This is a genomic window from Arthrobacter sp. R4 (genome assembly GCF_051365025.1).
GTDB lineage: Bacteria > Actinomycetota > Actinomycetes > Actinomycetales > Micrococcaceae > Arthrobacter.
Map to the genome: position 1 here is coordinate 227,409 of NZ_JBLWIJ010000010.1, position 12,654 is coordinate 240,062.

Here is a 12,654-nt window from a genome sequence, read left to right on the forward strand (position 1 = left end):
CCGGCGGACTTCCCTAGCGTGGGGGATATGTCACGCCGTGAAGCTGGAGCCGCCAGTCCTGGGGCGCGCCATGCCGGAAGCCGTTTGCAGGCCACACTCGGATCTTCCTCCGCCGGGCTGTTGCCCGGCGGTGAGGAGGCCTTTGTCTACGGCAGCTCCGGCCAGGGGGAGTCTTCCCAGTCGGCCGAAGGCTTCGGAGGGGGAGCGTCCTCCGATCACGCGCCCGCCATCCGCGCAAGCACGCCGTCGGTCCCCGTGCGCAGGGGGCCGGTCCTGAGGTGGCGGCTTGGACTGAAATCCGCCCTGCTTGTGGGAGCTGTGGCTGTCCTGTGTGGTGCCTGGTTCTGGTGGCAGGTTTCCGCCGGCCGTCCCGAAGTGCTGCCACTCAGTGAGGCGGCGTCGTCCGGAAGCTCGGTGTCGGCCAGCCCCGACATGGAGGGTGGTCAGACCGCGGGAACAGTTGCGGAGCCTTCGCAGCCCGTGAGTGCCGGTCCTGCCGTGCTGCATGTGGCGGGAGCGGTTGCCCGGCCGGGCGTCGTGGAACTGTCGCCGGGAAGCCGCGTCAATGATGCCCTCATTGCCGCTGGCGGAGGCACCCCTGGGGCAGACCTTGACCGGCTCAACCTGGCAGCTGTCGTCCTGGACGGGCAGAAGATCTATGTGCCGCGGCAGGGTGAACCCCTCCCGGCCGACTCCGCGGGTGCCGTTTCGGGGGAGGAGGGCGGCCCGGCTGCCGGCGGTGCTGCGTCACGTTCCGTGGGGGGCAAGACCAATCTCAACTCCGCTGGTCTTGAAGAGCTGGGGACCCTGCCCAAAGTAGGCCCCGTGCTGGCCCAGCGGATAGTGGATTGGCGTAAGGAGCACGGCCCGTTCACGTCAGTCGAGGAGCTCGATGCGGTGGACGGCGTGGGACCGAAAATGCTCGAAACGCTGCTTCCTTTGGTGAGCGTGGAGTGATGTGTCCAGCAGGAACAGGCCGCCGTGGGTAGCCCCAGCCGGTGGAACCGGTTTGTGGAGTCGGCAGTCCGGACGCCTGATGCTGTCGAATCCACCGCACACCGCACCCAGCCGGCAGAGGAACCCTTCAGGACCGGCACGAAAGTGCAGGGGAGGCCTATACGGGAAACGGTCCGCCGGGCGGTTGCGGAGAAGGTCCGTGGGAAGCCCAAGACTCCGGCTGTAGACGGGCCGAGGCGGCGCACGGACGTCCGTCTTGCTCCGGCTGCCCTGCTGGTTTGGGGTGCCGCTATCGCAGGTGTCTGGCTGACGCCGGACGCCCTTCTAGGCCTCTGCTGTGGACTACTGGTTCTCGCGGGCCTTCTCCTTGGCAAGGCCGTGCGGAGTGCCGTTCCCCGCAGCTTCCTGGTCACTGCCGCCCTTGCCGTGCTCCTGGCTGTGTCCACCGCCGCGCATTCGGCGGTCTCGTCCTCGCAGCGCAACGACGGTCCCTTCGCCGATGCCGTGCGGGACGGCGAATCTGTGGTGGCTGTCCTGGAGGTCACGGGACCGCCTCGAGCCGTTTCGCCCGTGGGACAGAGCGGCACCACAGGGCGGTGGGCCGTACCGGCCGCGACGGTCGAAGTCACCACCGGTGGCCAGCTGCTTCGGACTCACGCGGACATCGTGGTCATGGGCGGAAGCGACTGGGGCGCCGTGGCCGCCGGTCAACGCCTCCGCACCACCGGAAAACTCAAGCCCGCAGATCCGGGGCAGACCGAGGCCGGTATCCTGGCGGCCTCATCGGCTCCGGGCTTGCTGGCGGGAGGCCCCTTGGGCTGGCAGGAGGGCCCGGGCCAACTGCGCAGCCGCTATCTCTCCGCCGCCTCGTTCCTTGATCACGACCCCGCCGGTCTCCTGCCCGGCATGGTCACCGGGGACACCAGCGCCCTGGATGAAGGGCTGAATGGCGCCATGCAGTCGGTGGGCATGACCCATCTGACCGCCGTCAGCGGCACGAAGATTTGCAATTTTATATGGGTCAAGAATCGGGGCAATTTCGCTCGTTCCCGCAGGTCAAAGCCATTTGCGCTACCCATCTCCGGCAAATAGTTTGTGACCACCAATGTTCAATTTGAGGTACTCGATGCGCCTATGAGACTTCTTCAATCGGCCGCGAACTTGAATTGACCAGTATCGGGCCGCGGCCTTGAGAGTCGAACCTGGGGGAGAGGAGCCCAACGTGGGCGCAGGATGCTGTTGCATGAACCCACAGCTCCTCAGCGACTGACATCGAGCCGGTCGGACCAAGACTCCCTTGAAGCTCCCTGGGGCAGAGAAAATCCCCAAAGTGCGCATCGTGAAGTGGCACGGGGGTTATGGTGCCGTCCACTTTGGCCGAACAAGAATCCATCAGTTGAAACCGCACCACTGGGCATAACCCGTTCCCCAATCCCATGAGCTTCGCTGGTACCCAGGCCCGCTGGCCGCTGTGTGGTCTACTGGCTGTCCGAGACCGGGAAGTCACGGAGTGTTGCTGCGACGGCTCTGACGGCGGCCGGGTCTTCCGGAGGGCCGACCCAACAGCCGGCCGCGCCAAGTAATGATTTAGTGCGGTTCAACCATTACCAACAATGTGATTGACGAGCAGTAGGACGACCGGCAAAGTGACCACCGCGAGGATGGTCTGTGTTCCGGTGATGGAGGCCATGAGCCGGGTATCGCCGCCCATTCTGGATGCCAGGACGTAGGCGGACGGGGCTGTTGGAACGGCGCAGATCAGCACGATGCAAGTCAGTGTCGCGCCGGTTGCGCCGAGTGGGATCGCGATAGCGGCGGCGGCCGCCGGCAGGACGATGAGTTTCAGGATCGTGGACACGCCGATGTCGAGAACATCACGTTTGCGGAGAGTGAAGTGAAGTGCAGCGCCGGCAATGAGAGTCCCGCAGGCCAGGGCTGGGGCGGCGAGCATTGAGAGGGTCGCCGCAATGAAGTCCGGCAAGGGCAGGCCGACGAGGTTCAGTGTCAGCCCGATGACGCATCCCTGGATCAGTGGGTTCTCAAGGAACTCCCGCCAGACTGGGATGTGGCGCAGAGATGAGGACTTCTCCCCGTAGGCCGCCAGGGCGCTGACGCAGATGACGTTTACCAGTGGAACAACGATGGCGCTGGCCAGGGCGAAGGTAGCTACGCCTTCGTGTCCGTGCAACGTGGTCGCAAAGATCAGGCCAATGTAGGTGTTGATGCGGATTGAGCCCTGCACCAGGGAAGTGAGTTGGGGCCCGTTGGCGCGCAGCGGCCGCCGAAGGGCAACGACCAATCCGGCGACGAGAACTATCGGGGCGGCCAAACTCAACAGCAAAGGCCCGATCGGAAGGACAGCCAGGTCCGTGTTCGCAATCGAGGTGATGAACAGCGCAGGTGTGAACACCCTGTAGCTCATCCATTCCAGGCCACGCCAAAAGCCTGGCTCCGTAAGAAGCCGGCGACGCAGCAGAACACCTGCGGCGAGGATAAGCACGATGGGGACGATTGCTGTGGTTACGACGTTCACAACCGAAACTATGATGCAATGGGTTAGTGCAGTTCAACCATGACAATATGACCGGGTCGCTACTTGCAGTCGATCTCGTCAACCTCGCAGGCACCCGGTGGACAGTCGATGCCGCCCAAAAAACCCTCCGAGAGCATCAGATCCGCAGAGCTGCCCTGACCGTTTCATCCTCCGGGCAGCTCCGGGACTGGGCTGTGCGATTACGTTCCGCGTTTGAGGACGTCGACATCGACACCCGCTGCAGGGCGATTAACGGGTTGCTTGAGGCCGGGACGGCCCGTGCCTATCTGACTACTCATGACCAGCTGCGACCGCATCTGCATTTCGCCTCGGACGATGATGATGTCGTCGCACGCGTGAAAGCGGTGACCGCGGGCGGCCTCGCGATCTTCGCCGTTGAATCTGATGGGGGCCGGCTCGGGGTCTGTGCACGGATCGGCTGTGGGACCGCTTTCTTGGACACCAGCCGTAACGGGCTTAGGTCCTACTGCTCGGCGCGGTGCGGGAACAACGATGCCGTCCAACGCCACCGCAAAGCAGCACCAAAAGCCGAAGTCTGACCTGGGGCCTGCTCCCGCGCTGGACTGTGTGGTCAGGAACTGTTAATGGGCATTGATTTGTGATGCTGGTTGTTTGCTGCGTCAGCCATTGGCGGTAGGTTGCGGCGAGGGCGTCGTTTCGGAGGAGGCCCCGTTCCGGGAGAGAAATCTTGGAGGGCCGGTGGCCAAGTTCGCGGGCAGCGGTCGTGATGGTGCAACCGAGTTTGGTGCGCATCTTGCGAAGATCAGTGTTGTCTGGGGCTGGTCGGGGTTAGTGATTTGGCGATAGATTTCCCGGGCCCCGTACCGTTTGAGACAGCGCATTATTTCCCGATTGCTCTTGCCCTCCGCGGTGCGTCTGGCTACGTCGTCCTTGGACCGTTGGCACGAGGCCATACGGACCAAGGACGATCTGATACAGGGCATGGTTGGCGTTGCGGTCGCAGCCACTGCTGAGCCGGTGACGGGTGGTTTTGCCCGAGGACGCCGGGTGTGGGTGCGACCCCGACGAGGGCAGCGAACTGAGCCTCGTTTCCGAGGCGGTCCGGGTTGTCTCCGACGGTGACTAGGAGCTGGCTAGTTCCGTTCCGACACCTGGCAGGTCGCAGAGCATCGGAGCGTAGGTATCTTCCGGTAACCGGATCCCACGGCCAGGAACTCCCTGTCCGCGAGTGGCGTGCCATGCTCGTTGATGACGGCTACGTGGTGTGTGTCGGCGTGGTTGGATGCTGACTTGCCCCGGTCCGGCGGGTCTGGAGGCCATGGGTCAGAATGATGGTGCGATGTCGATGAGCACCTTCCCGATGGTGCCCTGCTCCACGGCGTCATGTGCCGCGGCGGTCGCTTCGAGCGGGAAACGGGTAAGCGGCAGGCCATATTCTTCGCCAACGCGCAACGCACCGGCCTTCAGCGCCTCAGAGACGGCGGCCACGGCGTGCTGTTTCTGCTCATCGGTGACCGTGTAGGTGAGGATGAACTGGTACCGGACGTTCTTCGTCATGCTTTCACGGACGGGAACCGTCAACGATTCTCCAGGATTCACCGCGTAAATCGCGATGGTTCCGCTTGGCTTGAGCACCTGCACGTCGGAGACGATATTGGCTGGAGCGTTGACATCGACGATGGTGTCCACACCGCCGGGGGCCGCCTGACGGACGGCAGTCACGACGTCATCGGTGCGGTAGTTGATGACGGCATGGGCTCCGGCCAGGCGTGCGAGTTCAGCTTTCCGTTCTCCGCTGACGGTGGTGATGACAGTTGCTCCGGCCCAGTCTGCGAGCTGAATGGCAGCATGTCCCACCGACCCTGCGCCGCCGGTGACCAGTACCGTTCGTCCCGCCAGGGCCCCCGGGGAGAGCCTGACAGGGCCGTCCTCGTTCGAGGTCAGCGCCCGGTGCGCAGTTAAGGCGGGTATGCCGATGGACGCGCCTGTGTCGAAAGATTCAGCATCCGGAAGCGCGACTGCCTTGGCCACCGGTACAACCGCATACTCCTGTGCCGTGCCCTCGTTGCTGCCCCAGGCAACGTCCCAGAGCCAGACGCGGTCTCCGATGCTGAATCCTGTCACTCCGGAGCCGATCGCGTCGATCACGCCCGCGCCATCCTGGTTAGGGACCTTCGGCGCTTCCAGCATGGTGCTTCCTCCTCCGCCTGCCCGAGACTTCCAATCAGTGGGGTTCACCCCGGAGACGACCACCCGGACCCGGACCTCACCCGCGCCGGGATCAGCCAGCGGCTTGTCCTGAAGCTTCAGCACTGAGGACATACCTGTCACTTCGTGCACAATCGCTTTCATATCTTCTCCAATGAGTTGGTTTGCCTGTGGCTTGCCTTACCGAAACAACCTACCGAAGAACGGCGGCCCACTTCTGGAGGTCTTTGGCATGGATCGCGCCCTGGTGTCCGGTTGGCCCCTCTGCCTTTGACCTCGTCTCCCTTGCTTGACAGCTTCTTCTCACCCTTTTGCGTTTGCTCACGGATCGCCGGGCTCCTGCCAGCTGACATGACAGCCGCCCGGCACCACCTCGAGAACCTGCTCCCCGGGCTCTCTGCCACCGTCGCGACCGCAGATCCTGAAGGGGCTCGCGGCGCGTCGTCGTCACTACCAGCAACATCAGCCTCGCGTACAACGGGCCGGACGTCCGACGCGGTGATCCGCGCACGCGTGGCGGCCACGTTCAAGGAAGCTGTCCGCCTGGAAAGTGCCTTCTTCGATTCGGCGATGGCCGCAAGCTGACGGGCGGCAGGCGGGCGGCCAGCCGCCCGTCATCGCGGTACTAGGGCTGGCCCCAAAAGGCGTCTTCCGCTTGGCCGTCCGCCGAGAAGAGCCTGACCTCCACGATCTTCCCATCACGGATCGTGAGGAGATCGACGCCGGACATGTCCATCGATGCATCCGCGCGCTTGCCGGAGAACTGCACCGGCACAGCGACGAATTCGCCGTTCGCCATCGCGGGCCCGGTGACGGCAAGCTCGAAGGTTCCCTGGCTCGTCTCCATCATCCCGCCAAGCAGCGCGCCCACACCGTCGATTCCCTTGTGATCACCGGAGAAACGGTTCGAGCCCGGCTGGTGCCAAACGACGTCGGGGCTGAACAATGCCATTGCCGAGGGAACATCACCCCGGCCGAGGGCGTCGAAGTAGGATCCGGCTACGGCAACGGGTGTCTGATCAGTCATTTTGCTCTCCTTGATTTGGGTTACGAAGCTCATGGTTACATTCGGTAACCTGTTACATCAACGTAACTAAGGAGCCAGATTCATGAACGCACCCGACTGGAACGTCATGGTGGCCACCTGCCCCTCGCGGACTTCCCTGGCGAAAATCGCCAACAAGTGGACTGCCATGATCATCATCGCCCTCAGTGGCGGTCCGCTGAGGTTCGGCGAATTGCGTGATGCCGTGGACGGCATCAGCGGCAAGGTCCTGGCCGATACCCTGCGGGATCTGGAGCGCGATGGGATCGTAGAGCGGACGGCCTATGACGAAATGCCCCCACGCGTTGAGTATGAACTGACCTCTCTGGGCCAAACGCTGCGTGAACCGTTGACGGCGCTGGGCCGCTGGGCCGAACAACACATCAAAGACGTGCTGTCAGCCCGGGATTCCTATGACCGCCGCACCGCCCCAAGGGCCTTGGGCTACTAGTACTACAGTCGCGGATATTCTCGTTGCTGCCGTTTCCTGTAGTGATTCGCTAGCTGTACTGCGTGCCAGAGTGCGGTTTTCTCCGTGGGTACCGTGATGGTCATGCCTGTGGTCGTTGCGAGGGTCGCTGGCGGAGTATTGCCCACACGATGACGGCTGCCACGAGTGCCATCGTTGCCGTTGCGAGCTGACCGTTCGTCAAACAGACGCTGATGCGTCCACATGGGGCTGTCTGCGTCCCTCATCCACCAGTGCGTTTACACGCTGACCTGCGCTGATAGGGAGTGATGTCTACCGCATTCGGGCACTTGGAGTGTCGAAACAACCAAAATCGGTCCGTGCACGGCGGTGTCCGCGGAACTCATCGGCTCACTCCCGCAGCTCTGATGTGAGGGGCGAACAGCAGAGCGATCGGGACGGGGCGGACGACCACTGCCGGGTCATGGTCGTCCGCTCCGTTGTGCGGGTATCTTACGGTTGCCGGGCTGTCGCGTGGGTGACGATGGGTGCCGCTCCAGTGTGGCCGTCGCGTGCAGCGGCGATCTCGCGGATCCGCCCGCGGCATGCGTACCAGCCGGCGATCATGAGCGCGACCGCGATTGCGGTTACGACCATGGTCAACGGGGATTCGATAAGGATCATGACAAGAACCACGGCGAGGAAGGCAATGGTTAGATAGCCGGTAAACGGGGCTCCGGGCATGCGGAACGAGGGACGTTGGGTCCAGCCTTTCTTGCTCCACCGCTGAAACTGGATTTGGCACAGGACGATCGCGCCCCACGCGACGATGATGCCAACGGCCGCGATGTTGAGAACGATCTCGAACGCGTCGCCGGGGACGATGTAGTTCAGCGGGATGCCGAGGAAGGAGACTGCTGCGGTGATGGCAATGCCGCCGTAGGGGACGCCGGCCTTGTTCATTCGGAGCGCGAATTTCGGCGCTGAGCCTGCGGTGGCCATCGAGCGTAGGATTCGTCCGGTGGAGTAGAGCCCGGCGTTGAGCGAAGACAGGGCGGCTGTAAGCACGACGAGGTTCATGATGGAGTCGATGCCATTGATGCCGATTGAGCTGAAGAACGTCACGAACGGGCTCACGCCCTTTTCGTATGCGGTGTAGGGCAGCAGCAGTGAGAGCAAGACGACGGATCCGACGTAGAAGACCGCGATGCGGGCGATGACGGCGTTGATCGCCTTCGGCATGACCTTTTCAGGGTTCTCCGTTTCGCCGGCGGCGGTGCCGACGAGTTCGATTGAGCCGTAGGCGAAGATGATTCCCGACATGAGCAGGATCATCGGCATGATGCCGTTCGGGAAGATTCCGCCGTGGTCGGAGATGAGCTGGAAGCCGACCGGGTCACCGGTAGGGGTGCCGAAGAGGACGAAATAGATGCCCACGAGGAGGAAAATGACCAGTGCGGCGACCTTGATGAGGGCGAACCAGAATTCCATCTCGCCGAAGACCTTGACGGAGACAAGGTTGAGGGCGAGGACGAGCACCAGGGCGATGAGGGCCCAGCCCCATTGCGGGACCGCGGCGATCCAGAGGACGTACCTGCCGAAGAAGCTCATGTAGAGGGCGGCAGCGGTCGTGTCGGCGATCGTCGTCGCGGCCCAAACCAGCCAGTAGAACCATCCCACGGTGAACGCTGCCTTCTCTCCGAAGAATTCTCGGGCGTAGGAGACGAACGAGCCCGACGATGCCCGGTGCAGTACGAGTTCGCCGAGGGCGCGCAGGATCAGGAAGGCGAACGCTCCGCAGATCGCGTAGGCGACGAAGAGTGATGGCCCGGCTGCGGCAAGGCGGCCACCTGCGCCGAGGAATAGGCCGGTGCCGATCGCGCCCCCGATGGCGATCATCTGGATTTGTCGGGATTTAAGTCCTTTCTGGTAGCCGGCATCCTCGGCGTGCAGGACTTGGTCGGGTGCGTGTGCGTGCCCGGAGTCTGTGACGGGTGGCTGAATCGACATGGGAAGCCTTCCTAAGGAGATGAAGCTCGAATTCCGAGGCCTGATGACCTGCGGCGTAACCGCCGGAGTCGGGGTCCGCGCCCGGACGGATGTCCCGCCCTTTACGGACTTCCAGGCATTTGAGGCGATTTGCCGTTCTGGACGCGCCCGCGGTCAGCGGTGATGAGCAGAACGACTGAGATGGAAAGACCTGAACCCCCGACTATCGGAGATTCAAATCACAGTTGAGAGTATGCCGCAAGTCACATCAAAAGATCAACGTTTTGTTGGATAGATTTTGCTGACTCGTGGCGCGCGGCTCAGGAACTCGCGATATGGCGGGGCCTATGCGATGAAATCCGGTCTAGCGCATGTAAACGAAATGTGTAACAATTGTTGAAAGTTCCGCTTCATCCACACTGTATGTTGAATACTCTTGAAGGTGGATCGACGTGGCGTACCTACTGTGCCGCGTCCGTCTCCTGATCGTCTGGAAGGTTTCTCATGGTTGAGTCTGTTACGTCCACACCGCTCTATGAACGCGCGGTCCGGGTGGGGGATCTACTCTTTGTCTCCGGCCAACTCCCTATCGGAGAGGGTGGGTTGCTCTATCCCGGTCGCGTGGGCCAGGAAGTTACAGTCGAGCAGGCGCGTGAGGCTGCTGTGCTCGCTGCCAGCCGTTGTCTGGATGTCGTCCGCGACGAACTCGGGTCGTTGGATGCGGTCAAGGGTATCGTCCGGATCGGAGGGTACGTCTCAGCGGGGGAAGGATTCGTCGATGCGCCCGCCGTGGTCGACGGTGCGTCCCAACACGCCCTCGATGTTCTTGGAGAAAAAGGGCACCATGCGCGGTTGGCAATGGGAGTAGCCTCGCTGCCGCTGGGTGCATGTGTCGAGATTGAAATGACTGTCCAGTGTTAAGGGCAGCCGACCAGAGTCAACCCCGCAGCTCCACGACAATGGGGAACCCGCTTGAGGAGCTCTCCCTCGAACAGCTCCGCCAGCGCACCAGCATGAAATGGCGCACTCATCCCTCCGACGTGCTGCCTCTCTGGGTTGCTGAGATGGACGTCCGGCTCGCGCCGCCGGTCTCGGAAGCGCTGCACCAGGCCATCGACGCCGGAGACACCGGATACCCGGCTGGGACGGAGTTCGCGGAGGCGATAAGTGCGTTCGCTTCCCGGCGCTGGGGCTGGGACGGGCTGGCAGTCGAGCGCACCGCCATCGTGCCCGACGTGATGATGGGCGTCGTCGAAATCCTGCGCCTGATCACAGATCCAGGAGACGCCGTTGTCGTCAACTCACCGGTCTATGCGCCCTTTTACGCCTTCATCACCCATGATTCACGCAGGATCATTGAAGCGCCGCTAGGACAAGATCTCCGGATCGACCTCGGCACCCTCGAGGAAGCTTTCAAACACGCACTGTCGCAGGGACGCAATGCCGCGTACCTGATCAGCGATCCACACAACCCGACCGGCGTAGTCCACAGCCCTGAAGAACTCGCAGCCGTCGCGGCCCTCGCCCGCAACTACGGGGTTCGGGTCGTCTCGGACGAGATCCACGCCCCGCTCGTCCTTCCCGGAGCAAAATTCACCCCATATCTCAGCGTGCCCGGGGCCGAGAACGCGTTCGCGCTCACCTCCGCGTCAAAGGCCTGGAACCTCGCCGGCCTCAAGGCCGCACTCGCAATCGCCGGACCCGACGCGGCCGATGATCTGGACCGCATGCCCGAAGAGGTCAGCCACGGACCGAGCCACCTCGGGATCATCGCCCAGACCGCCGCGTTCCGCGATGGTGAAGAATGGCTGGACGCTCTCCTCCTAGGCCTCAACGCCAACAGGACTCTCCTCGGAAAGCTGCTCGCCGAACATCTTCCCGGCGTCGGGTACACCCCTCCCGAGGGGACATACCTGGCCTGGCTGGACTGCAGCCACCTCGCCCTCGATGCGACAGGCAGCCCCGAAGGCCTCGCCACCGTTGCCGACCTTGCCGGGCCGGCCAGGATGTTCCTCGACAAGGCGAAGGTCGCTCTGAGCTCAGGCCATGTCTTCGGAACGGGCGGCGCTGGACATGTCCGCCTCAACTTTGCCACTTCCCAAGCCAACCTCACCGAAGCCATCACCCGGATGGGCCGAGCCGCCCACACCGATTGAACCAGACTTCATCGGCCCACGCCCAAGGGGTCTAGCAATAACCCGCCCGGCGTCCAGGCTGCTGGCTGCATATCCCCGCCGACCACGGAGAACACGATGGCCCTGCGTATCCACCACACCTGGCATCCTGTCATCGGCCAAAGAGTCCAGATGCGCCGCGGAGGCATCATCGTGCGCGAAGGCATCGTCGACGCAGTCACCCTGGACGACTCGATTCTCTGGATCGCCGGCGGCGGATTGGAGCCGCGGGCAATGTTCCAGCGGACCGACGGCTTCGAAGTTTGGCTCAACTACCAGTGGGAGTCACAGTAAGGGAGAACCAGCATAATCCTTGCACTGCAACAGCATGTTGAAGAAGAAAAGACTTGCCTGGCGATGGATCACCGGCGATAGCGGATACGCTTCAACAAAAGGCACAATTCACGGGGTTTCGGAAATCCGGATCGCCTACTAATCGGAAGGACTGCAGCAATGACCCAATTTGATTCGGTCGAATCAACAGCCCCGTCCCCGGACGCGCTGCACGGCATGGACGCCGAGTCCATCAACCTGGTCCTCGAGCTCCTGGTGGCACCCCTTCAGGCCGCGGTGCCGCAGCCCACCGAGGTCGTCCTGCATGACCTGCAGCGAATCCCCAACACCGTCCGTGCTATCGCCGGAGACGTCACCCGCCGCCAGATCGGTGACCCGCCTACCGACAAACTGCTCGAACGCGTCGCAGCCGGTGACTTCTCCCATGAGATCGGCTACCGCTCGCAGCTGCCCGACGGGAGAATCCTCCAGAGCACGACGATCATTTACATCGACAAGGGAGGCCGGGCCGCCGCAGCCCTGTGTCTGAACGCCGACGTGTCGGCCTGGGTCACGCTCCGCTCGGCCTTGGACCGCTTCGTTCTCGGCCACGACGGGAACTCCATGCTCGCGCCGCCTACCTCGCACAGAGCGACATCGGTCGGCCCCCAGGGGAGCGAGTACTTCCCGCACAGCGTGGAAGAACTCAGCTCCAAGCTCGTCGAGGCAGCGATCGCCGCCATTGGGGTCCCCGTTGAACAAATGCGCAAGGAACACAAAGTGCAGGTCGTGGCGGAGCTCGAACGTCGTGGATTCTTCCTCGTAAAGCAGGCTGCCGAGACTGCGGCCGTCGCGCTCGGAGTCACCCGGTTTACCATTTACAACTACCTCAACGAGCTCGGCGGAGAAGTCGAAGAGACAGCCTAAACCTCGACAGAAGCCAGCGTTACCTGATTCCTGGAGCTCAAGCCTTCATCATCGCCGGATCACCATTGATGAACAATTCCCTACCCCTTCATGCCCAAAATGAGGCACTGGAGCGTCACACGGGCCCCAAGCAAGCCATGAGGGCAAATCGTCGGGG

The 12,654-nt window shown here is 62.9% G+C and carries 13 protein-coding genes and 1 pseudogene; 9 read left to right on the forward strand and 5 right to left on the reverse strand.

Features of this window, described 5'->3' with window-relative positions; all coding sequences use genetic code 11:
- Positions 1–27: 27 nt before the first annotated feature.
- Both ACLKOZ_RS06875 and ACLKOZ_RS06880 read left to right on the forward strand, forming a co-directional pair.
- A complete protein-coding gene (locus tag ACLKOZ_RS06875; protein ID WP_436473816.1) occupies positions 28–957 on the forward strand; it encodes a helix-hairpin-helix domain-containing protein in 930 nt (309 codons plus the stop codon).
- Between the two features lie 24 nt (positions 958–981).
- On the forward strand, positions 982–2,049 hold the full coding sequence (locus tag ACLKOZ_RS06880; RefSeq protein ID WP_436473818.1) for a hypothetical protein: 1,068 nt from the start codon (positions 982–984) through the stop codon (positions 2,047–2,049).
- Between the two features lie 505 nt (positions 2,050–2,554).
- On the opposite strand, the gene ACLKOZ_RS06885 is transcribed toward ACLKOZ_RS06880, so the two are convergent.
- On the reverse strand, positions 2,555–3,490 hold the full coding sequence (locus ACLKOZ_RS06885) for an AEC family transporter (RefSeq protein WP_436473820.1): 936 nt from the start codon (positions 3,488–3,490) through the stop codon (positions 2,555–2,557).
- A gap of 47 nt (positions 3,491–3,537) precedes the next feature.
- Here ACLKOZ_RS06885 and ACLKOZ_RS06890 point away from each other — a divergent pair, with 47 nt between their 5' ends.
- Positions 3,538–4,050 carry a CGNR zinc finger domain-containing protein gene (locus ACLKOZ_RS06890; RefSeq protein ID WP_436473822.1) on the forward strand — a complete coding sequence of 171 codons (513 nt, stop codon included), beginning with the start codon at positions 3,538–3,540 and terminating at the stop codon, positions 4,048–4,050.
- Positions 4,051–4,302: 252 nt separating this feature from the next.
- Here ACLKOZ_RS06890 and ACLKOZ_RS06895 read toward each other — a convergent pair.
- Positions 4,303–4,619, reverse strand: a pseudogene (locus tag ACLKOZ_RS06895) (transposase); the annotation flags it as partial.
- A gap of 176 nt (positions 4,620–4,795) precedes the next feature.
- On the reverse strand, positions 4,796–5,824 hold the full coding sequence (locus ACLKOZ_RS06900) for an NADPH:quinone reductase (protein ID WP_436473824.1): 1,029 nt from the start codon (positions 5,822–5,824) through the stop codon (positions 4,796–4,798).
- A 207-nt stretch (positions 5,825–6,031) separates the two neighbouring features.
- On the opposite strand from ACLKOZ_RS06900, the gene ACLKOZ_RS06905 reads away from it, so the two are divergent.
- Positions 6,032–6,265: a hypothetical protein gene (locus tag ACLKOZ_RS06905; RefSeq protein ID WP_436473826.1), complete on the forward strand. Its 234-nt coding sequence runs from the start codon at positions 6,032–6,034 to the stop codon at positions 6,263–6,265.
- A gap of 40 nt (positions 6,266–6,305) precedes the next feature.
- Here ACLKOZ_RS06905 and ACLKOZ_RS06910 read toward each other — a convergent pair whose 3' ends face one another.
- Positions 6,306–6,707 (reverse strand): nuclear transport factor 2 family protein, encoded by a 402-nt coding sequence (locus ACLKOZ_RS06910; RefSeq protein WP_436473828.1) that lies wholly within the window; start codon positions 6,705–6,707, stop codon positions 6,306–6,308.
- An 82-nt stretch (positions 6,708–6,789) separates the two neighbouring features.
- Between ACLKOZ_RS06910 and ACLKOZ_RS06915 the strand changes: the two genes are divergently transcribed.
- Positions 6,790–7,176, forward strand: coding sequence for a winged helix-turn-helix transcriptional regulator (locus ACLKOZ_RS06915; protein WP_436473830.1), 387 nt, complete (start codon positions 6,790–6,792; stop codon positions 7,174–7,176).
- Between the two features lie 471 nt (positions 7,177–7,647).
- On the opposite strand, the gene ACLKOZ_RS06920 is transcribed toward ACLKOZ_RS06915, so the two are convergent.
- The gene (locus ACLKOZ_RS06920) at positions 7,648–9,144 is read right to left on the reverse strand and encodes an amino acid permease (protein WP_436473832.1); all 1,497 of its coding nucleotides are present in this window, start codon (positions 9,142–9,144) and stop codon (positions 7,648–7,650) included.
- 483 nt (positions 9,145–9,627) lie between these two features.
- Between ACLKOZ_RS06920 and ACLKOZ_RS06925 the strand changes: the two genes are divergently transcribed.
- From ACLKOZ_RS06925 to ACLKOZ_RS06940, 4 genes are all read left to right on the forward strand, one after another.
- Entirely contained in the window at positions 9,628–10,044 is a 417-nt protein-coding gene (locus ACLKOZ_RS06925; RefSeq protein ID WP_436473834.1) for a RidA family protein, read from the forward strand.
- A gap of 38 nt (positions 10,045–10,082) precedes the next feature.
- Entirely contained in the window at positions 10,083–11,279 is a 1,197-nt protein-coding gene (locus ACLKOZ_RS06930; RefSeq protein WP_436473836.1) for a MalY/PatB family protein, read from the forward strand.
- Positions 11,280–11,375: 96 nt separating this feature from the next.
- Entirely contained in the window at positions 11,376–11,591 is a 216-nt protein-coding gene (locus tag ACLKOZ_RS06935; protein ID WP_436473838.1) for a hypothetical protein, read from the forward strand.
- Positions 11,592–11,750: 159 nt separating this feature from the next.
- Positions 11,751–12,497 carry a helix-turn-helix transcriptional regulator gene (locus ACLKOZ_RS06940; RefSeq protein ID WP_436473840.1) on the forward strand — a complete coding sequence of 249 codons (747 nt, stop codon included), beginning with the start codon at positions 11,751–11,753 and terminating at the stop codon, positions 12,495–12,497.
- The last annotated feature ends 157 nt before the right edge of the window (positions 12,498–12,654 follow it).